At 36.7% G+C, this 21,547-nt stretch carries 12 protein-coding genes, 3 tRNA genes, 3 rRNA genes and 1 pseudogene; 8 read left to right on the forward strand and 11 right to left on the reverse strand.

Annotation, left to right across the window (positions count from 1 at the left end):
• Positions 1–147: 147 nt before the first annotated feature.
• Both HW275_RS04845 and HW275_RS04850 read right to left on the reverse strand, forming a co-directional pair.
• Positions 148–1,287 carry a nitronate monooxygenase gene (locus HW275_RS04845; protein WP_370464345.1) on the reverse strand — a complete coding sequence of 380 codons (1,140 nt, stop codon included), beginning with the start codon at positions 1,285–1,287 and terminating at the stop codon, positions 148–150.
• A gap of 61 nt (positions 1,288–1,348) precedes the next feature.
• Positions 1,349–1,810, reverse strand: coding sequence for a hypothetical protein (locus tag HW275_RS04850; RefSeq protein WP_178935500.1), 462 nt, complete (start codon positions 1,808–1,810; stop codon positions 1,349–1,351).
• Positions 1,811–2,246: 436 nt separating this feature from the next.
• Here HW275_RS04850 and HW275_RS04855 point away from each other — a divergent pair, with 436 nt between their 5' ends.
• From HW275_RS04855 to HW275_RS04870, 4 genes are all read left to right on the forward strand, one after another.
• Positions 2,247–2,564 carry a co-chaperone YbbN gene (locus tag HW275_RS04855; protein WP_178935501.1) on the forward strand — a complete coding sequence of 106 codons (318 nt, stop codon included), beginning with the start codon at positions 2,247–2,249 and terminating at the stop codon, positions 2,562–2,564.
• A gap of 64 nt (positions 2,565–2,628) precedes the next feature.
• Positions 2,629–3,651, forward strand: a complete 1,023-nt coding sequence (gene galE / locus HW275_RS04860) for a UDP-glucose 4-epimerase GalE (protein ID WP_178935502.1) — start codon at positions 2,629–2,631, stop codon at positions 3,649–3,651.
• Positions 3,652–3,671: 20 nt separating this feature from the next.
• Positions 3,672–4,700, forward strand: coding sequence for a DUF3829 domain-containing protein (locus tag HW275_RS04865; RefSeq protein WP_178935503.1), 1,029 nt, complete (start codon positions 3,672–3,674; stop codon positions 4,698–4,700).
• 123 nt (positions 4,701–4,823) lie between these two features.
• On the forward strand, positions 4,824–6,059 hold the full coding sequence (locus HW275_RS04870; protein ID WP_178935504.1) for an aminopeptidase: 1,236 nt from the start codon (positions 4,824–4,826) through the stop codon (positions 6,057–6,059).
• Positions 6,060–6,595: 536 nt separating this feature from the next.
• Here the strand turns inward: HW275_RS04870 and HW275_RS04875 are convergent.
• Positions 6,596–8,857, reverse strand: coding sequence for a bifunctional (p)ppGpp synthetase/guanosine-3',5'-bis(diphosphate) 3'-pyrophosphohydrolase (locus HW275_RS04875; RefSeq protein ID WP_255460018.1), 2,262 nt, complete (start codon positions 8,855–8,857; stop codon positions 6,596–6,598).
• A 299-nt stretch (positions 8,858–9,156) separates the two neighbouring features.
• Between HW275_RS04875 and yqeK the strand changes: the two genes are divergently transcribed.
• From yqeK to smpB, 3 genes are all read left to right on the forward strand, one after another.
• Positions 9,157–9,735 (forward strand): bis(5'-nucleosyl)-tetraphosphatase (symmetrical) YqeK, encoded by a 579-nt coding sequence (gene yqeK, locus HW275_RS04880; protein WP_218975090.1) that lies wholly within the window; start codon positions 9,157–9,159, stop codon positions 9,733–9,735.
• A 230-nt stretch (positions 9,736–9,965) separates the two neighbouring features.
• Positions 9,966–12,233, forward strand: a complete 2,268-nt coding sequence (rnr, locus tag HW275_RS04885) for a ribonuclease R (protein WP_178935506.1) — start codon at positions 9,966–9,968, stop codon at positions 12,231–12,233.
• A gap of 26 nt (positions 12,234–12,259) precedes the next feature.
• Positions 12,260–12,709, forward strand: coding sequence for an SsrA-binding protein SmpB (gene smpB / locus HW275_RS04890; RefSeq protein WP_218975091.1), 450 nt, complete (start codon positions 12,260–12,262; stop codon positions 12,707–12,709).
• A 216-nt stretch (positions 12,710–12,925) separates the two neighbouring features.
• Here the strand turns inward: smpB and cobK are convergent, their stop codons facing one another.
• Both cobK and HW275_RS04900 read right to left on the reverse strand, forming a co-directional pair.
• Positions 12,926–13,720, reverse strand: coding sequence for a precorrin-6A reductase (gene cobK / locus HW275_RS04895; RefSeq protein WP_178935507.1), 795 nt, complete (start codon positions 13,718–13,720; stop codon positions 12,926–12,928).
• 28 nt (positions 13,721–13,748) lie between these two features.
• Positions 13,749–14,381: a histidine phosphatase family protein gene (locus HW275_RS04900; protein ID WP_178935508.1), complete on the reverse strand. Its 633-nt coding sequence runs from the start codon at positions 14,379–14,381 to the stop codon at positions 13,749–13,751.
• A gap of 568 nt (positions 14,382–14,949) precedes the next feature.
• On the opposite strand from HW275_RS04900, the pseudogene HW275_RS12545 reads away from it, so the two are divergent.
• Positions 14,950–15,865: pseudogene (locus tag HW275_RS12545) on the forward strand (transposase zinc-binding domain-containing protein).
• A gap of 322 nt (positions 15,866–16,187) precedes the next feature.
• On the opposite strand, the gene HW275_RS04915 reads toward HW275_RS12545, so the two are convergent.
• From HW275_RS04915 to HW275_RS04940, 6 genes are all read right to left on the reverse strand, one after another.
• Positions 16,188–16,264, reverse strand: a tRNA-Asn gene (locus HW275_RS04915).
• A 16-nt stretch (positions 16,265–16,280) separates the two neighbouring features.
• Positions 16,281–16,393 (reverse strand): 5S ribosomal RNA (rrf, locus tag HW275_RS04920).
• Between the two features lie 57 nt (positions 16,394–16,450).
• Positions 16,451–19,355, reverse strand: a 23S ribosomal RNA gene (locus tag HW275_RS04925).
• Positions 19,356–19,428: 73 nt separating this feature from the next.
• Positions 19,429–19,504, reverse strand: a tRNA-Ala gene (locus tag HW275_RS04930).
• A gap of 12 nt (positions 19,505–19,516) precedes the next feature.
• Positions 19,517–19,593, reverse strand: a tRNA-Ile gene (locus HW275_RS04935).
• A gap of 43 nt (positions 19,594–19,636) precedes the next feature.
• Positions 19,637–21,148 (reverse strand): 16S ribosomal RNA (locus tag HW275_RS04940).
• Together the 16S, 23S and 5S rRNA genes with 3 tRNA genes alongside form the textbook arrangement of a ribosomal RNA operon.
• Positions 21,149–21,547: the final 399 nt, after the last annotated feature.

The raw sequence follows: 21,547 nt of genomic DNA on the forward strand, positions 1-21,547 counted from the left end.
TTTTACTAAAAAACTTAAATTTAACAATTAAAACATTTCGATTGCCTTATTTAAACTTTAATTTCCTTTTTAATCTTAGAATGCAAATAAAAGTAGAAAACAAGGGGACTTGAATTTACCCCTTGTTCCTGATCATCCACTGTAATCCTAACTAATTCCTGCCATAAGTTCATCTATTAAATCCTTTACAGGCACAAGTTCTTTCAATCTCCAGCCGTTGGCTCCCGAGAAAAACAATCCGCTTTGAAGTCTGCCTAAATAAGCATCTCCAAGACTGTCGGCAATACAATATCCTACTGCTCTTGCACCTTTTCCACGTTCACACGGGAATATGCAGTTGCTTATACATTGTATTTTTTTTGTATTAGGCTCCAATGTTTGAATTAAGTTTGTTTTTACGGCACGCCCCGGATAGCCGACTGGCGAACTTACAATTACAATATCCTCTTCCTTTGAGTCAAGCAGGACTTGTTTCAGCACATCACTTGCATCACATTCGTAAGTACCGATAAACCTTGTTCCCATCTGAACAGCATCCGCTCCAAGCGCCATAACATTTTTTATATCGTTACTATCCCAGATTCCTCCTGCCGCAATAATGGGAAAATCCCCCCATTTATCACGTTCCTCTTTAATAGGCGGTAAAATTGCTTCCAGCTGATGCTCTGGAGCAAACAGTTCTTCGTATTTGGCACCTTGGTGTCCTCCGCTTTTTGGTCCTTCCACAATTACTGCTCCCGGCATTTTCCCAGCCGCCTTCCATTTTTTACAGATTATTTTCAAGGCTCTGGCTGATGAAACTATTGGCACGATTTCCACATCTGGGTAATCTTTTACAAGTTTCGGAAGTTCCAGCGGAAGTCCCGCTCCTGTAACAATAATATTTGCCCCTGCTTCAAGTGCATCCTGCACCACTCTTCCATAATCATTTATCGCATGCAGAATATTGCAAGCAAGCGGCTTGTCCCCACAAATTTTTCTTGCATTTTTAAATATTTCAAAAAGTGCTTCACGGCTATAGGTGTTTTCCGTTCCAAGAGGCCGCCCATTTACAGCCTTTTTAACAAATTTCATATTTTGGTAGTACCCAGTGCAAATTGCACTTATTGTTCCAAGACATCCGTTTTTTGCGACATTCCCAGCAAGCCTGTCCCAGCTTATTCCAACACCCATTCCGCCTTGAACTATTGGTTTTTCAATAAAATATTTCCCTATTTTTATCCCTTTTACCTCTATTTTGTTTTTTTTATTTGAAATTTCTGAATTTTCCTCTTTAATTTCCTTTATTTCATTCACTTTAATTTCCTCCGATTTTATAATTTTTATAAATAATTAACTGCGATTATCTTTAAAAATTATACGGCGGAGCCCTGCTAATCTTCTTTTTTTCACTTACCGAAGTATAATTCAGAATTACATTGCAAAAATGTAACTTCGGCAATATATATATCAATTTTGTTATTTTTTCAATTATTTTTTTTCTAATATCATTTTCAATAAAATTTATGTACCCGTTGGCACAAAGCCGCTCAAAATTTTCTACCAGCCTTTTTAAATCAACATTTTCCAAAAATGATAAATCAATCCCCGAATTTGAAATATGTCTATCCAGCATTTTCAAAAATTCATCACTTTTATTTATTACAATTTTTTTATTTTTCTCATATAATAAAGCAACGTTTTCAATATTCAAAAAACTTATTTTAGAAAAAGTTGAAAAATAATCTTTTTTTGTAACTTGCTCAAAAAAGTGTGTAACAACTGTTTGCACAACTTTCGATAACTTCTTCACCCGAAATTTTTCAAACATAAAACCTCCTTTATTAATTCATATATTAGCCATTTATAAAAATATAAAAATTCCAGTAAACACAGCATTTTTAAATTTTTAGCTTGATTTTTTTAATTAAAAAAATATTCCAAAAACTTGTAACACACGTTATTTTTATTTAATTATATAATGTTTTTGAACTTTTTACAATTAAATATTTTTATTTTGATAACCAAAATATTTTTATGATTAATTTTTTCAATTTTCTTCCCAAGAATACCTTATCAAATAATGAAAATCAATTTTTTATTCTATTTTTATGTTAATACTAAATCTCGTTTAAATAACGAATTTATTACAAACTTTTCCAACAAAGGATAAAAATCTGGTATTTCCAAATAATTAAAATTGCAGAAATGAACTAAAATTGGTATAATATTAGAAAATATAAATTTAAAAATCGAGGTGAAGTTATATGAGCAATATCATCAATTATGCTGGAGAAGACTTTGAAAATGAAACAGTTTCACAAACCGGGCTTACTCTTGTGGATTTTTATGCTATCTGGTGCGGACCTTGTCAAATGCTTGAAAAGGTTCTTGCTGAAGTGGCTAATAGTTCAGATTGCAAGATTGTCAGAGTTGATGTTGATGATTATCCAGAGTTTGGGGCAAAATTTAAAATACGGGGTCTGCCTATGCTTTTACTTTTTAAAGACGGTAAAATTGCAGAAACTTTGAACGGGTTTCAAACTTTTGATGAAATTATGGAAAAAATTAATTTACACAGTTAGTTTGATAATTTTAAAATTTGCTTAAATATGAAAACAGAAAATTTTAGAAGGGAAGGATGTCTTTATGAAAACAATTTTAGTGCCTGGAGGAGCGGGATATATCGGCTCTCACACAGTTTTAGACTTGATAAAGAAAGGATTTCATCCAATTATAGTTGATGATTTCAGCAATTCAAGCAGAAAGGTTATTCCAATTTTAGAAGAACTTTCTGGAACAAAAATATCTTTTTATGAGCTTGATGTGAAAAATAAGGAAGGCTTGAGAAAAATCTTCAGCGAAAATAAAATTGATGCTGTAATTAATTTTGCAGGATTCAAGGCAGTTGGGGAATCCGTGGAAAAACCTCTTATGTACTATGAGAATAATCTATTTGGAATGATTACTTTGCTTGAAGTGATGAAGGAATTTGATATAAAAAACATTGTGTTCAGTTCTTCTGCCACTGTTTATGGAATTTCTGATAAAGTGCCTTTTGTGGAAACTGATCCAATGGGAGAAGCTACAAATCCTTACGGACGCACAAAAGTAATAATCGAACATATTTTAATGGACTTGGCAAAATCCGACAAGACTTGGAACATCATCGCACTTAGATACTTTAATCCATTAGGTGCCCATGAAAGTGGAAGAATCGGGGAAGATCCAAATGGAATCCCAAACAATCTTTCACCTTACATAACTCAAGTTGCAGTAGGAAAACTGGAAAAGCTGCACGTTTTTGGAAATGACTACGACACTCCTGACGGAACTTGCATAAGAGATTTTATTCATATAAACGATTTAGCTGCAGGACATTCAGCCGCAATAAATTACTTATTTAACGGAAATGTAGGATTTGAGGCAATAAATCTGGGAAGTGAAAAAGGTTACAGCGTTCTTGAAATCCTGCATAATTTTGAAAAGGCTGTCGGAAAACCAATCCCTTATGTAATTGAAGGCCGAAGAGCGGGAGATATTGCCATCTGCTATGCCGATGCCTCAAAAGCCAAAAAATTATTAAACTGGGAAGCAAAATACACTATTGAGGATATGTGCAGAGATTCCTGGAACTGGCAGAAAAAAAATCCAAATGGATTTGAAGATTAATTTCTTCTTACGGAGGCACTATGAAAAAAATTTTTTTGTTAATTTTGACTATTATTCTTATTTTTAGCTGTAATAATGGTTCTAATTTAAAAGAAACGCAATCTGATAAAATGACTAAAGAAGAAAAAATAAAATTTGAAAAATTTCAAAATATGCCGTTAAATGAATTAAGAACTTTAAGTTCATTAAAAGATGTTAGGCAATTTGAAGATCTATTTTTTGAATATGAATTAAGATATGACATGTATTTTAGGATAAAAAAAGGGAAAAAAGAAGAATTTTTTATTCCTTCAGAAATGAACATACGGGAATTTGTAGCAAAATATCCAGTAAATCCAATAGAAAAAGAATATTTAAAAACAAAGAAATATTTCAAAAATATGATTCAAAATAATAGTGTTTTAAAAGATTTTGAAAAACCATTAAATGAATATTTTGAATATGCTGAAAAGAAAATTTCAAAAATGAAAGAAATTGAGAATTATTATAAAAGTAACGAATATAAGAAAGATAATTTTCAAAAAGGCAGAATTTTAGATAAAGAATACGAAGAAATCTGTATATCATACGATTCTTATGACATTGAATCAAAATTTCAAAATTTAGAGTCCCTATCAGCTAAATATTTACTAAATAATTTAAAAACTAGCGGGCAAATCGCCGCATACAATATTTATCGAATAAAATTCATTATTTCTCTAATTAATAAAAAATTTTATGATATTGACTTTGCAGATGAAAAAAACGATAATTTTTTAAATCAACTGGAAATACTGGGAAAAGATTTTAAATTAGCAATTTCTCAAGCCGAGAAAGTAAAAAATTCAGAAATTGAAAAAGAAAAAATGGATGTTGAGAAATATAGAACTTATGTAAAAGAAGCCAAAAAATCTGTAAAAAAATTTTGCAAAGGACTTAAAAAATTAAAAAAGAAGAATTCAAATTCTGACGATGATGAACTTGTTATTTTTGAAAATGAAAAATACAATGATTTGCAGTTTTATCAAGATAATGAAAAAAATGAGAAAATGAAAGTATTTTACCAGTAATAAAGGAAACATTCTAGCCCTACTAAAAAATACAAAGATACATTTTCAGATACTCTAATATCATTTGAATTTGAGTATGCTCTTAAACATGAATAATAACAAATTTTGAAAGGAAAAAATAAAATGAACAACTTTGAAGAAAAATTAAGTAAATACGCAGAAGTAATTGTAAAAATTGGGGCAAATGTACAGAAAGGACAGAAAGTTTGGGTAAACTGTACAACCGATGCTTTGCCGCTAGTCTATAAAGTTACAGAATTAGCTTATCAAGTGGGAGCAAGTGATGTTCACGTAAAATTGACTGATGACAAATTATCAAGATTTCACGCTGAATATCAGTCAAAAGAAATCTATTCACACATCCCGCAATGGGTAATTGACGAAAGAAATGACTATCTTGACAACAATGTCGTATTTATCCATATTTTAAGCAGTTCCCCAAATTTATTTGCTGGAATTGACGCTGAAAAATTGGGAGCATTGACAAAAAATGCTGGAGAAGCCTATAAACATTACAGAACATGCATTATGACAGATGTAAATTCCTGGACAATCGCAAGCTATCCTTCGGCAGACTGGGCAAAACTTGTATTCCCAGATGAAACAGATGCTGACATTGCACAGGAAAAGCTGCTTGACGCAATATTAAAGACTGTAAGAGTCGATAAAGCCGATCCTGTAAAAGCTTGGGAAGAACATAGAAAGAACTTGACTGAAAAAGCTGATTTTTTGAATGATAAAAAATTTGTAGCACTTCACTATACTTCAAAGGGTACTGACTTGACAGTGGGACTTCCTAAAAATCACATCTGGGTGGCAGCTGGAAGTAAAAATGCAAAAGGAGTAGATTTCTTGCCAAATATGCCGACAGAAGAAGTGTTTACAGCTGGAGACAGGGATCGTGTCGATGGATATGTTTCAAATAAAAAACCGCTTTCTTATCAAGGAAATATTATTGACAACTTTAAATTGACTTTTGAGGACGGAAAAGTTGTGGATTTTGAAGCGGAGCAAGGATATGAAATTTTGAAACAGCTGCTTGATACTGATGAAGGTTCAAGAAGAATAGGAGAAGTTGCTCTTGTGCCGAATGACTCGCCTATTTCCAACTCAGGACTTCTTTACTATCAAACATTATTTGACGAAAACGCCTCAAACCATCTGGCATTGGGTGCCGCATATCCAACTAACGTAAAAAACGGTACCAAAATGACTGAAAAAGAATTGGAAAAAGCTCATATTAACCAGTCAATTTCACACGTTGACTTTATGATTGGTGACGCAGAAATGGATATTGACGGGATTCTGGAGGATGGGACAAGAGTTCCCGTATTTAGAAAGGGCAATTGGGCTTTTTAAAATAATTAAAAATTTATAAAATTGACTGTCTTGAATTAAGGCAGTTTTTTTTTATAAAAAAATAAATATAAACAAAAGAAAAACAGCAAACCCTTTTGATTTACTGTTCAATAAATTTCTGTGTTATTCTTTTTCCTGTTAATCCACTTGAAAATTTTTATTTATGAATTATCCAATAATCTTTGTATGAGTATCCATCATGTGTTCCTATCAAAAGATTATCCGATTTTGTAAATCTATTAAATATAATACCATTTTCAATGCTTTCTGCTGCCAAAATTTCTACTTATCTTCAAATCTGCCATAAAAATTGATAAGATAGAAAAAAAAATAATAATCACTGGCCACATCAACTTTAATCCGTAAAAATTACAATTTCAAATAGTTTATAATAACCATAAAAATAATAATCACAAAAAAGAAAAACAATATTTTTTTAGTAATTTTTATAAGTATCTTCAATAAAAATATAAATACGATTAAACCAATTATTACTTTTAGTTCCATTTTCAACTCTCCCTTTTAAAATTAATTTTTTATTTCTTTATGACATCTATCACTTCCGGCATTGATTTTAGGCTGTTTGCCAATCTGTCAAAATCTTCCCTGCTTCGGATAGTTATTCTTAGATGGATAAAAATCCGCTTGTTTCCATTTTCTTTAAAGTTATTTGTATTTACAGTTATCAAGTTCATTTTGTATTCGTTTAAGATTCGGATAATGTCAAGTAGCAGTCCATTTCTGTCTGAGGCTTTTACTGTGAAATTAAATTCGTATGAACTGTTGGCTGAGATTGCAGATTCATCCCAATAGACATCAACTTCCCTTTCTGGCTCTTTTTCCATGAGGGAGATAAAATTATCACAGTCAGCACGGTGAATTGCGATTCCACGTCCACGTGTCACATAGCCACATATTTCATCGCCGGGAAGCGGACTGCAGCATTTTGCAAAACGGTACATTGTGTTTTCTGTTCCAGAAATTTTTACACCGCCCTGATTCCGTTCCTTTTGACGATTCCCTTTTTCAGTTTCCTCTTCAAGCACCTTTTCCAATGCCTTTTCTTCTTTTTTCTCAAACTTGTTCAAAAAGCCGTCAAGCGACAAATCTCCGTTTCCAAATCTATAAAATAATGTTTTATCATCAGCAATATTGTACTTTTTCATATAAAGGAAAACACGCTCATCTTCCATCATATCCTTCAATTTAAGGCCAAGCCGCTCAAATTCCTTTTCTAAAATCTGTTCCCCTTCCTTCGACTTTTCCTCAAATTCCTTGTCCTTGAACCATTTTCTTATCTTCACACGGGAACTATGGTTATTTACCATTTCAATCCAGTCTTTTCCAGGCCCTTTCATATTCTTGGAAGTTATCACTTCGACTTTATCCCCAGTTTTTAATACCTGATTAAGCTGAGTAATCCGTCCATTGACTTTTGCCCCAATCGTTCTGTACCCAATTTGAGTATGAACCTGAAATGCAAAGTCAAGTGCAGTAGAATTTCGCGGCATTTCTACAATATCATCCTTTGGTGTAAACACAAATATCGTCTGTTTTAATACATCTCCTGTAACTTCCTGCGCAAATTCCATCTGTTTTTCATTATCTTTCTTATTTTGAACAGAATCTTTCAGTTTTTTTACGTCTGCATAAAATTTTTCATTTTTGGATTTTGATTTCTTTTCTTTGTATTTCCAGTGCGCCGCAACCCCTTCTTCCGCTATTTCGTGCATTTTCTGCGTTCTGATTTGAATTTCCACATTCTGATTATTAGGGCCCTTTACTGTTGTATGAATTGACTGGTAGCCATTCGGCTTCGGCTGTGAAATATAATCCTTGAACCTGTTAAAAACAGGCACGAACAAATCGTGAATTATTCCCAGCACATTGTAGCATTCATTCTTTTTACCGACAATAATCCTTATTGCAATCAAATCATACAGATCTATAAATCTTTTTTCTTTTTCAATCATTTTACGATAAATGCTGTACAGATGTTTTGGACGTCCTGTAACTTCACCCTTTATATTATTTTTTTCAAGTTCCGCCTTTATTTTTTCAATAAATTTTGCCGTATATTCCTCACGCTCACGTCTTTTTGAATTTACAAGCTCTTTAATCTCATAATAATCCTTTGGATACAAAAATCTGAAACTTATGTCTTCCAGTTCCCATTTTATCCTAGCCATTCCTATCCTATGAGCAATCGGCGCATAAATTTCAATTGTTTCCTTTGATTTTTCCTGCTGCTTCTCAGGTTTCATATACTTTAGTGTCCGCATATTGTGAAGCCTGTCCGCCAGCTTTATAATTACAACCCGAATGTCCTCCGACATTGCCACTACCATTTTTCTTATATTTTCCAATTTTTTACTGTCCGTTCTTGGCAAATTTCTAAGCTTTGTAACCCCATCTACAAGCTTTTTTGCATCTTCTCCAAAACTGTACTCTATATCCGGCAAAGTTATAAGCGTATCTTCCACCACATCGTGCAAAAGCCCAGCCACAATCGTATCCGTATCCATTTTCATGTCAGCCAGTATTTCCGCCACTTCCACAGGATGTAAAATATAATCCTCCCCGCTTTTTCTCTTCTGTCCCACATGCGACTCATAAGCAAGCATAAAAGCATGTGCAATCTTCTCCATATCCACATCCAGTTTATTTTCTCTAATCCTGTCCGCCAGCTGCTTAAACAGTTCGTCATAACTTTTATTTACAATTACAGGCACTCTCATATCTTCAATTTCATCATCCGTCATCTTCCAGTCATTTTTCAGCACTTTTCTCTCTTCCATCTCGCATCCCATCCTCTCAGTATCAAATAAAACCTTCCCCAATTTTTTTATTCAATCACTTTTTCTTAAAATTATTTTACTATACATTTAAAAAAAAATCCATTATAAAGTGTGAATATTATTAATTATTTTTCTTTTGAGCGGCTAAATTGCCAAAAAAAATCTATTTATTTTAATTTTACGACTTTTTCCTCCTGTCTAAATATAGCAGATTTGTTGTTTTTTTCTTTGTCGTGTAGTATAATAATATTAATATGCATATTTATGTATAAAATTATTTGCAAGCGAGGGGATAAGATATGATAGATATAAATAAAATCAAAAAAAATGTGAAAAAGTATTTGGATGAAAAAAGATACAATCATGTGGAAAGAGTTGCAAAATGTGCTGTGAAACTGGCAAAAATTTATAATGCCGATGTGGAAAAAACAGAAGCTTCAGCCTGGCTGCATGATGTGGCAAAATTTTTTGACTTGTCGGTTATGATTGACTTGACAAGGGGAAAATATCCTGAGATTGAGGATAAGTTGTCGAAATCTACGGCTGTACTGCATGGATTTGCAGGAGCTGAGTTTGTACGGCAAAATTATGAACTGTTTGGAATTGACGACGAGGAAATTTTGGATGGAATAAAATATCATACAATTGGAAAGGAAAATATGAATACGCTTGCCAAGATTATTTATCTTTCAGATGCAATTGAGGAAGGCAGAAGCTGGGAAGGTGTGGAAACAGCTAGAGAACTCGCAAAAACTGATTTAGATAAGGCAATAAAATTTGAAATAGAAGAAAAATTAAAATATTTACTTTCAAAGGATTCGATTATTCATCCCAATATTATAAAATTTAGAAATTCAATAATAGCGAATCAGCTCTAAAATTAAAAAAAATCAGATTTAATCTAAAAAATAAAAATTACTTTAGAATACATCTGAAAATTCATTGCTTTGTCAATTTATAGGTATATTTTACTAGAATTTTATAATTTAGATTAATACTAAACTTCATTAAAAATAATAAATTATAATAATCACAAGAAATTTCAAATACTTGTTATTTAAATGAGAAATAGTACAATTTGATACATTGAACAAGACAGAGGGAAAATATGGGAAATAAAAAAAAGAAAGAAAAACATAAAAATAAAAATATTGAAAATAATGAGAAAAATTTTCATAAGGGGAATAAATTTAATAATAAAAAAGAAAATCAGAAAACTCATAAGATGGAACTTAGGGAAGAGCGTGAATTAAAATATTTGCGACAAGTGCTGGCAGAATATGAGTTTACTTTTCAGGAAATATTGCAGCTGTTGGAATGGAGCCAGAAAAAGCGGAAAATGTATAAGCAGCTCTTGAATGCGTGGGAAGAAAGCGGCGATATTTATTTAAAAAGAAATGGAAAATATACCTTGCCTGAGAAGGAAGGTTTTGTGAAGGGAGAAATTTCCATTTCTAGCGGGAATTTTGGATTTCTTGATATTGACGGAGAAACCAGCGTTTTTATCCCTGGATCTTACCTAAATACGGCTATGAATAGCGATACTGTTTTAGTGCGTATTTTGAAGGAAAGTTCTGATGGAAAGAAGCGTGAAGGTGAAGTTTGCAAGGTTGTAAAAAGAAATCGCAATGTCATTGTTGGAGTTTTTGAACATAGTTTAAGTTTTGGCTTTGTACGTCCAAGAAACTCACCAAAGGACATTTACATTCCGAAAAAATTGATAAAAGGCGCAAAAACTGGAGATTTAGTGGCTGTAAAGGTGGATTTCTGGGGAGATGAAGAAAGAAAGCCTGAAGGAGAGATTGTAAGTGTACTGGGGAGCCCAAAAGATACGGAAGCATTAATTTCATCGTTGCTTTTAAATGAAGGGATTGAGGAGAAATTTCCAAATGAAGTCTTGCAGGAACTGGATAAAATTGATGAGGATATTTCAGATGAACTAAAAAATCGTAAAGATTTGCGGCACCTTGATATTATTACAATTGACGGCTCTGATGCAAAAGATTTGGATGATGCGGTTTATGTAGAAAAAACAGAAGAAGGGTATAAACTTTTTGTAAGCATTGCCGATGTATCTTACTATGTGCGGGAAAATACCGAACTTGATACAGAAGCATTAAAACGTGGAAACTCAATTTATCTTGTAGACAGGGTAATCCCTATGCTGCCACAAAAATTATCAAACAATCTTTGTTCACTTAATCCGAACGAGGATAAACTAACTTTTACAGTAGAAATGGATTTGGACAAAAGAGGTAAAGTTGTGAAAAATGATTTTTATAAATCAGTTATAAGATCAAAATACAGAATGACTTATGAAAATGTAAATACAATTCTGGAAAAAGATGAAGAATCGGAAGAATACAGAAACCTTTACGATAAATACAGAAAAGTTGATGAAATGCTAAAAAACATGCTGGAACTTTCTAAAATCATCAGAAACAACAAAAAGAGGCGTGGGAGCATTGATTTTGAATTGCCTGAGATAAAGGTAGACTTAGATGAAAATAAAGCCGTGAAGGACATTGTATTGCGTTCTAGAGGGGAAGCTGAAAGAATTATCGAAGACTTTATGGTTATCGCAAATGAAACTGTGGCTGAAAAATTATTTTGGGAAGAAATTCCTGCAATTTACAGAGTCCATGAAGACCCTGACAAGGCAAAGGTTCAGGCATTGAATGAAACTCTTATAAAATTTGGATATTCCCTAAAGGGACTGGAAGAAATACATCCCGGAAAATTCCAGAACATAATAGAAAGAACGACAGGACTGCCAGAAGGCTACCTGATTCATAAATTAATTTTACGGGCAATGCAGCGTGCAAGATACGCCAACAAAAATCTAGGACATTTTGGTCTAGCTTCCAAATACTATTTGCACTTTACATCACCGATACGTCGTTATTCTGACTTAATTGTTCACAGAATGCTTGGACGTTCAATTGAAAAGTTTATGAGTGAAAAGGAAAAAGCAAAATATGCATCCAATTTTGAAGCAATCGCCTCAAGTATTTCAAGAACTGAAAGAGTAGCGGATAAACTGGAAGAAGACAGCGTAAAAATCAAGTTAATTGAATATATGCAAGATAAAATTGGACAAGTTTATACTGCCAGACTTAGCGGGATGAATAAAAATAAAATATTTATGGAGCTGGAAAATCACGTGGAAGTGATTTACAATGTTACAACAGCACGTGATAACTTTATTTATGATGAGGAAAACTTTAAAATCGTGGATAAAAGAAATAACGAGTCGTACACCATGGGAAGCACAATGAAAGTAAGCATTGTAAGTGCAAGTTATGCAAAAATGGAAATTGAGGTTATACCTTATGTGGAAGAGAAAGTAAAAATTGACGAAACCGAAGAAGAATAAAAAACAAAATAGCAAAAGGAGGGAAGATGCCAGTATTAGCTAGGAATAAAAAGGCTTTTCACGATTATTTCATAGAAGATAAGCTAGAAGCTGGAATTGAGCTTGTGGGAACGGAAGTAAAATCGGTAAAAGCTGGAAAAGTCAGCATAAAAGAAAGTTTTATAAGAATTATACGGGATGAGGTTTTCGTAATGAATATGCACATTACGCCTTATGAATTTGGAAATATCAACAATGTAGCAGAATCTCGTGTGAGAAAATTGCTTTTGAATAGACGTGAAATAAAAAAATGGAGCGAAAAAATTAAGGAACAGGGATATACCATTGTCCCAATTTCAGTTTATACAAAGCAAAGGCTTGTAAAAATGGAAATAGGGCTTGCAAAAGGTAAGAAAATGCATGATAAGAGGGAATCGCTGAAAAGAAAAGATATTGACAGGGATATGAAGAAAATTCAGAAGAATTTTACTAGGTAAATTTATTTCACAAAAATAAAAAAGAAGGGGCTATTTCAAAATTAGTTTCTTCTTTTTTACTTTCTATATTCTAAAAAAGAATCGCTAGCTAATCCAATTGCCCCTAAATATTTTGTGCTAAATCTCATTTAAATTATATTCTATCATTTTGACAAATCCTTTAAAAAATGGTTTTAACTGATTTCTGCTATTTAAATGAAAAATAATAATATTCTATTAAAGTTTAATCAGGTATCCCATTAATTCTTCAATCGTGTTAAAAACTGTACCATAATCCAAAACAGGACGCTTAATTGCCAAAATTGTAACGCCACATTCCTGACAAGCCTCTATCTTTTGCAATTCCCCTCCAGTTTCACCACTTTCCTTTGTAATCAAATAATCAATTTTCAAATCCTGCAACATCACAACATTCATATTTTTTGAAAATGGCCCTTGCATAGCAATTATATTTTTAGGCAAATATCCCAACTCTTCTGCACTTTGTATCGAAGAAACTGTTGGCAAAATTCTCACAAACAAATTGTTTTTTTCACTGATTTCCTTTATTTCAGCCAAAGTATTTGAACCCAGCGTACTAAGTACATTTTTATTTTCAAATTGCCGTAAAAACTTGATTATTTCCTGCAAATTCTGAAACTTAAATATATTTTTATTTCCGTAATCAACCATTTTTCTCTCAAATCTTATATATTTTAATTCTTTCTCCTGAATAATTTTCTCATTCAAGTAACTTACCAGCGAAATAACAGTATTACTGATATTCTTCGCATACGGATGACTCGCATCAATAATCAAATCAATATTTTCTTCTAAAATCATCTCTTCAATTTGCAAAATACTCAATCTTTCTGAAATCACATGCACATTCTCATTCTTAGCTACATTCCCAAGTAATTTCCCGCCATACTCAGTAGCCGTGCTAACAATAATTTTATTTCCCCCAATTTTTAAAATTTTATCTAAAATATTCCTTGAATCTTTCGTTCCGCCAATTATCCAGATTTTCATTTAATTATTCTCCTTAGTTTTCTAATTATCACTTACTATTTATGAAATATTTCCCATTTTCATACGTAAATACTTTATATTCCCCGTTTCCAATTAATTTTCTTTCATCCAGATCGTTAGCCTCCTTATTTTCAATATAATTAAAAAATAGCTCTAAGACAGTACCATGCGTAACTACTAACACATTTCCACTATTATTTTCTTCCACAATTTTATTCAGTCCCCGTAAAAATCGCTTCAGCCCATCTTGCAATTCTTCCCCCTTCACATTCCCTGCACAATAATTTTTTACATCATAAAAATAATTATGAGCTTCTTCTGGAAATTTTACAAAAATTTCTGCAAATGTCATTCCTTGCCATTCCCCAAAATAAATCTCATTTAATTCACTCAGTTTCTGCAATTTCAATTTTTCATTATCATTTTTTCTTTTCTCATTATTATTACTTTCCAAAATAATTTCAGCTGTTCCAACTGTTCTTCCCAACTTACTTGTATAAACAGCCTCAAATTCAATATCTGCAAGCTCAGTTGCCGTTTTCCTGATTTTAACTTTTCCTTCCTCTGTAAGCGGCGAGTTTAATTGCCCTTGAAACTTTTCTTGCACATTCCACTCAGTCTGCCCATGCCTAACAATATACAATTTCAATTTCTCTTTCATTTCTCTTTTTACGGTTTAACAACTACAGTAAACTTTTCTTAAATTTTTATTCCCTAAAAAAACATACTGCTCCGATTTTCTTAGCCGCACTCTCCTTTCCGTACTTTTCTTATTTTATAATAACTTAACTCTATTTTAAAATCAATTCATAAGTTAAAATCGTTTTATTCAAAATTTCAGCTTTAATATTTCAATCTTAAAAAGTCTCAAATAATTTAAATTATTATTCCCTAAAAATTAACTTAATTTTTAATTTCTGAATACTTTATATCACATCAAATAAACTTTTTCAACTCTTTTCTATTTCTTATTTTCAACTATAGTATTACAAAAAATAATCTTAAGAGTAATTTAATTTCATTCTTTATAAATAAAATTTTTTAACAATAAAAAAGGGGCTGTCTCATAAAGTAAATAAAATTACTAAATCATAAATTTTATATATTTTACTATATTTATAAAATCAATAAAAATAATATCTGTTGATTTTTAAAAATATATAACATTTATGTTAATAAAATTATTTTTGACTTATTAGACACCCTCGATTTTTTTGTATAATATATTTATGACATACATTATACAAGATAAACTGAAATATATTTTCAGTAACAACAATATTTTACTAAATTCCTTAAAATTTTGCAAGAAAAATAATATCGCCAACAGTCACCTTGAATATATTAAGCTTTCTATTGATAAATTCCTTGCCTGCAGGGATATTTCAAAAGGTTTTGTCAAGTTCAAATGTCCTCACTGTCCTGTTACACACCTGTTCCCTATTACTTGCAAGTCTAAGCTCTGTCCTTCTTGCGGTTACAGGTATTCTATGACATGGACTGAAAAGATTCAAAAGCATATTCTCAATATTGAACATCGCCATGTCCTTTTTACTATCCCTGAAAAATGTAGAAAGTTCTTCTTTTATGACAGATCCCTTCTGTCAAAACTTTCTGCCGCTGTTAACCAAGTATTCAAGTTCATCTTTCACAATATCAGCAGGAAAAGAAAAAGAAAAACCTTTTGTTTTTTCTTTAACGTTGGCAATGGTGATATTAACAGCACAAAAGGTATTATCAAATATCTTGGACGATACCTTGCACGTTCTCCCATTGCTGAATACAAGATTACTGACATTACTGACAAGGAGGTCACTTTCTTTTTTAACGACCTGGCTAATGATAAAAAGAAAACTTACATTGCCTTCTGAGAGATTTATTTCCCATATTTTAATTCATCTGCCCCCTAAAAACTTTAAGATGGTAAACCGCTACGGATTTTATTCAAGGCATATTTCTGACAGTCTTAAAGAGACAATTGATGCTTTCAGGAAAAACATTGCCGTGTCAAGATATTCATTTTATCAGAGGCAGATGTACAAGACTTTCGGGATGAATCCTTTTTACTGTCCAGTATGCAAGGTTAAAATGATTGTATGGGAATTTTATCATTACAGATATCCGCCTCTCAAAAAATACTATTAATATTTTATTAATCCAACTAGGTTGGATATTTTGTCGTAGACATTTATATATTTATTTGACAAAAGAAGAGGAAAAGAGGCTGATGCCTCTTTTAAAATTATCAAATATATCAGTAAATGCCTAAAAAATATGAATTTAATTTCCTTATAAAACAAAAAAAGACAAAAAACCTTTTTAAACAAAGTTTTCTTGTCTAGTTAACAATATTCTTGCAGTAATTTACTATCTTGATATTTACAACAGTTCTATTCATTAATACACTACTGTACAATACTTTATGCCTTTTTTCTTTAAATCCTCATGGAATTTTCACAAAAAAAAGTGGCGTCCCCGGTTGGACTCGAACCAACGACCCTCTGATTAACAGTCAGATGCTCTAACCGGCTGAGCTACGGAGACACACAAAAGAAAAAAAGTTTGGCAACTGCCTATTTTCCCGGGACGAATCCAAGTATCGTAGGCGTAAGCAGACTTAACTGCCGGGTTCGAAATGTGACCGGGTGTATCCCTGCTGCTAGCATCACCAAACTTAATTAAATTGTCAAGTTAAGACAATGAGAAATAAATAGTAGCAGTAAAAGATCAACTAAAAAGCGGATGTAATATTAGTACCAGTCAGCTGAATGCATTGCTGCACTTACACCCCTGGCCTATCAGCCATGTGTTCTCCATGGATACTGCGAACACTCATCTCAAAGCCGGCTTCCCGCTTAGATGCTTTCAGCGGTTATCCGTTCCAGACGTGACTACCCAGCCATGCCACTGGCGTGACAACTGGTACATCAGAGGTCTGTCCAACCCGGTCCTCTCGTACTAAGGTCAGAACTTTTCAGTATTCAGGCGCCTGCAGTGGATAGGGACCGAACTGTCTCACGACGTTCTGAACCCAGCTCGCGTGCCTCTTTAATGGGCGAACAGCCCAACCCTTGGGACCTTCTCCAGCCCCAGGATGAGACGAGCCGACATCGAGGTGCCAAACACTTCCGTCGATATGGACTCTTGGGAAGTATCAGCCTGTTATCCCCGGGGTAGCTTTTATCCGTTGAGCGACGGTCCTTCCATACGGGACCGCCGGATCACTAACTCCCACTTTCGTGCCTGCTCGACCCGTCAGTCTTGCAGTCAAGCTCCCTTATGCGTTTGCACTCTTAGGCTGATTTCCATCCAGCCTGAGGGAACCTTTGAACGCCTCCGTTACTCTTTTGGAGGCGACCGCCCCAGTCAAACTGCCCATCTAGCACTGTCTCCGTCACCAGATTAGAATTCCGGCGGCATATGGTTGGTATTCCAACGGCGACTCAGCCAAGACTGACGCCTAGGCTTCACAGTCTCCCAACTATCCTATACACACACAGCCAGAACCCAATGCCAGACTACAGTAAAGCTCCACGGGGTCTTTCCGTCCTACTGCAGGTAGCCGGTATCTTCACCGGCATTACAACTTCACCAGGTCTCCAGCCAAGACAGCTCCCAAATCATTTCACCATTCGTGCAGGTCGGAACTTACCCGACAAGGAATTTCGCTACCTTAGGACCGTTATAGTTACGGCCGCCGTTCACCGGGGCTTCAAATCGGATCTCTCAATCCTCCTCTTAACCTTCCGGCACTGGGCAGGTGTCAGCCCATATACGTCGCCTTCCGGCTTAGCATAGACCTGTGTTTTTGGTAAACAGTTGCTTGGGACTCTTCACTGCGGCCTGTTTCCCCTTGAGGTGTTTCTCCCCTCAGGTATGTCAGGCACCCCTTCTCCCGAAGTTACGGGGCTATTTTGCAGAGTTCCTTAGCTAGAGTTATCCTGTCGGCCTCAAGTTTCTCACTCTGTCCACCTGTGTCGGTTTACAGTACGGGCACTATTTCTCATCGATAGAAGTTTTTCTCGGCAGTGTAGGATCTGTGGCTTATGCCAATGCACTTCCCCATCAGGTCTCACATTTAGACACGCGGATTTGCCTGCGTGTCCATGCTGCGCCCTTGGAAAGGCTATTCCGTCAGCCTTCCCACATACCTTCCTGCGTCACTCCGTCTCTCGGGCGATAATAGTGGTACAGGAATATTAACCTGTTTTCCATTCGCCATCACAGTTTTGCTTATGCTTAGGTCCCGACTTCCCCAGGGCGGACAAACCTTCCCCTGGAAACCTTGGACTTCCGGCCGGCGGGATTCTCGCCCGCCTTCTCGCTACTCATTCCTGCATTCTCGCTTCTGATGCCTCCAGGAAGCCTTGCGGCGTCCCTTCGACGGCCTACAGAACGCTCTCCTACCAGGCGTGTGGACACGCCTCCGCAGCTTCGGTTTATGTCTTAGCCCCGTTACATCTTCGGCGCAGATGCTCTCGACCAGTGAGCTGTTACGCACTCTTTCAAGGCATGGCTGCTTCTAAGCCAACCTCCTGGTTGTCTGTGAACATCCACCTCCTTTCCCACTTAGACATAATTAGGGACCTTAGCTGGCGGTCTGGGCTGTTCCCCTCTCGTCCATGGACCTTGTCATCCATGGACTCACTCCTGACGATCAATATACGGTATTCGAAGTTTGCTTGGTTTCGGTAAGCAGTACGCCCCCTAGACCATACAGTGCTCTACCCCCGCATATCTTGGCGTCAAGGCTACACCTAAATGCATTTCGGAGAGAACGAGCTATCTCCTAGTTCGATTGGCTTTTCACCCCTAGACCTGCCTCATCTCCCAACTTTTCAACGGCGGTGAGTTCGGCCCTCCACTGAGTCTTACCTCAGCTTCAGCCTGGACAGGCCTAGATCACTAGGTTTCGCGTCTATGACTGGCGACTTAACGCCCTATTGAGACTCGGTTTCCCTTCGGCTCCGCTTTATTAACCTTGCCACCAATCATAACTCGCAGGATGATTAACCAAAATCCACGCAGTCACACATAAAGTGCTCCTACCGTTTGTAGGCACACGGTTTCAAATTCTGTTTCACTCCCTTGCTCAGGGTTCTTTTCACCTTTCCCTCACGGTACTCTCCACTATCGGTCAACAGCAGTATTTAGCCTTGCGTGACATGGTCCACGCTGATTCACGCCAGATTCCTCGTGCCTGACGCTACTCGGGTGCTTCCAGTCGCCATATGCGCTTCACGCCCTACAGGACTTTCACCTTCTTTGGTTCAGCTTCCCAGCTGATTCCGCTTACATGCATATGGCTTAAACATTATGACAATCCGTTAATGGAAGTCCCACGACCCCGTGCCAGCAACGCTGTCCGCTTGGCGCTGGCACGGTTTAGGCTTCTCCCCGTTCGCTCGCCGCTACTCAGGGAATCGTTTTTACTTTCCTTTCCTCCCGCTACTTAGATGTTTCAGTTCGCGGGCTTACCGTTTTCACGCATATCCTCCAGATATGCAGGTTTGCCCATTCGGAAATCCGGGGATTAACGACTATGTGCGTCTACTCCCGGCTTATCGCAGCTTATCACGTCCTTCATCGGCTGCTGTTGCCTAGGCATCCTCCGTGTGCCCTTGTTAGCTTTTTCTCCAGAATAACTTTTACTCCAGTTCATTGTAATCTTTTACCTACTATTCATTTCCCATTGTCCTGAACATAATTGGTGGAGATAAGCGGGTTCGAACCGCTGACCTCTGCCTTGCAAGGGCAGCGCTCTCCCAACTGAGCTATATCCCCAAGACTTAAATATGGTGGGCATGGCTGGACTCGAACCAGCGACCCCTGCGTTATCAGCACAGTGCTCTAACCACCTGAGCTACACGCCCATAAGACATATAAGAAGAAGCAGCTAGTGAACTGGCTCCTTAGAAAGGAGGTGATCCATCCGCACCTTCCGGTACGGATACCTTGTTACGACTTCACCCCAATCACTGTCCACACCTTAGACGCCTTCCCCCTTGCGGTTGGACCGGCGGCTTCAGGTGCAGACAGCTCTCGTGGTGTGACGGGCGGTGTGTACAAGACCCGAGAACGTATTCACCGCAGCATTGCTGATCTGCGATTACTAGCGATTCCAGCTTCATGAAGCCGAGTTGCAGGCTTCAATCCGAACTTGGACCGGCTTTGCAGGTTCGCTTGGCGTCGCCGCCTCGCAGCTCTCTGTACCGGCCATTGTAGCACGTGTGTAGCCCAGATCATAAGGGGCATGATGACTTGACGTCATCCCCACCTTCCTCCTGCTCTTCGCAGGCAGTCTCGCCAGAGTCCCCAACCTAATGATGGCAACTGGCGATAGGGGTTGCGCTCGTTGCGGGACTTAACCCAACATCTCACGACACGAGCTGTCGACAGCCATGCACCACCTGTCTCTGCGTTCCCGAGGGCACTGCCCGCTCTCGCGGGCATCCGCAGGATGTCAAGATCTGGTAAGGTTCCTCGCGTTGCGTCGAATTAAACCACATGCTCCACCGCTTGTGCGGGTCCCCGTCAATTCCTTTGAGTTTCAGCCTTGCGGCCGTACTCCCCAGGCGGATTACTTATCGCATTAGCTTCGGCACGGACACTCTTCATGCCCACACCCAGTAATCATCGTTTACGGCCGGGACTACCAGGGTATCTAATCCTGTTCGCTCCCCCGGCTTTCGCACTTCAGCGTCAGTTGCCGTCCAGTGAACTATCTTCATCATCGGCATTCCTGCACATATCTACGAATTTCACCTCTACTCGTGCAGTTCCGTCCACCTCTCCAGCACTCTAGCCACGCAGTTTCCAGGGCAGGCCTGCGGTTGAGCCGCAGGTTTTCACCCCAGACTTGCCTGGCCGCCTAGATGCCCTTTATGCCCAATAATTCCGGATAACGCTTGCGACATACGTATTACCGCGGCTGCTGGCACGTATTTAGCCGTCGCTTCTTCTGCAGGTACCGTCACTTGCTTCTTCCCTGCTGAAAGCACTTTACAGCCCGAAAGCCTTCTTCGTGCACACAGAATTGCTGGATCAGGGTTGCCCCCATTGTCCAATATTCCCCACTGCTGCCTCCCGTAGGAGTAAGGGCCGTATCTCAGTCCCCTTGTGGCCGTTCACCCTCTCAGGCCGGCTACCTATCGTCGCCTTGGTGAGCCGTTACCTCACCAACAAGCTAATAGGACGCAAAGCTCTCCTGCAGCATCGCTTTTCATTGCCTGGCACATGCGTGCCGGCAACCGTATCAGGTGTTGTCAGTCGTTTCCGTCTGTTATCCCTGTCTGCAGGGCAAGTTCTTTACGCGCTACTCACCCGTCCGCCTTGGCTAGCCTGCGCAAGCGCAGATTCGCCAAAGACTTGCATGTGTTAAGCATTCTGTCAGCGTTCATCCTGAGCCAGGATCAAACTCTTCATTCAATATATCTTCATATATTTAATTTCACCTTTGTCTTGACGAGAATCTTATTTGCATAAGCATTCTTGACTTTTATCTATCTTTTACACATTGTTGCTTCTTCTATTCTTATCTCAATTGTCCTTCGACACAATTTTGTATCGACAAGATATATATTACCATAATTGGATTTCTTTGTCAACTACTTTTTTTCAAAAAATTTGCATTTTTTGTAATGGTGTACTGTATAATCAAGTGCAGCACTAAAATATATTAAAAAAACATAGTAAAAATGATATACTAATATCTTCCACAAAATTAGAAAGAATTATTCTTGCTATTTTGGATTATAGCAGCACAATTTTGCGTAAAAAATTATTATAAATATCATTTTACTCGAATAAAAAAATTTACTAAACTTG

Origin of the sequence: Leptotrichia sp. oral taxon 223, from assembly GCF_013394795.1 — a bacterium.
Classification (GTDB): domain Bacteria; phylum Fusobacteriota; class Fusobacteriia; order Fusobacteriales; family Leptotrichiaceae; genus Leptotrichia.

Excerpts from the sequence above, each read along its gene's own strand:
- smpB (WP_218975091.1), top strand. The coding sequence starts at position 12,260 with ATGCCAGTATTAGCTAGGAATAAAAAGGCTTTTCACGATTATTTCATA.
- galE (WP_178935502.1), top strand. The coding sequence starts at position 2,629 with ATGAAAACAATTTTAGTGCCTGGAGGAGCGGGATATATCGGCTCTCAC.
- HW275_RS04865 (WP_178935503.1), top strand. The coding sequence starts at position 3,672 with ATGAAAAAAATTTTTTTGTTAATTTTGACTATTATTCTTATTTTTAGC.
- HW275_RS04855 (WP_178935501.1), top strand. The coding sequence starts at position 2,247 with ATGAGCAATATCATCAATTATGCTGGAGAAGACTTTGAAAATGAAACA.
- HW275_RS04875 (WP_255460018.1), bottom strand. The coding sequence starts at position 8,857 with ATGGAAGAGAGAAAAGTGCTGAAAAATGACTGGAAGATGACGGATGAT.
- HW275_RS04870 (WP_178935504.1), top strand. The coding sequence starts at position 4,824 with ATGAACAACTTTGAAGAAAAATTAAGTAAATACGCAGAAGTAATTGTA.
- rnr (WP_178935506.1), top strand. The coding sequence starts at position 9,966 with ATGGGAAATAAAAAAAAGAAAGAAAAACATAAAAATAAAAATATTGAA.
- cobK (WP_178935507.1), bottom strand. The coding sequence starts at position 13,720 with ATGAAAATCTGGATAATTGGCGGAACGAAAGATTCAAGGAATATTTTA.
- HW275_RS04900 (WP_178935508.1), bottom strand. The coding sequence starts at position 14,381 with ATGAAAGAGAAATTGAAATTGTATATTGTTAGGCATGGGCAGACTGAG.
- yqeK (WP_218975090.1), top strand. The coding sequence starts at position 9,157 with ATGATAGATATAAATAAAATCAAAAAAAATGTGAAAAAGTATTTGGAT.
- HW275_RS04850 (WP_178935500.1), bottom strand. The coding sequence starts at position 1,810 with ATGTTTGAAAAATTTCGGGTGAAGAAGTTATCGAAAGTTGTGCAAACA.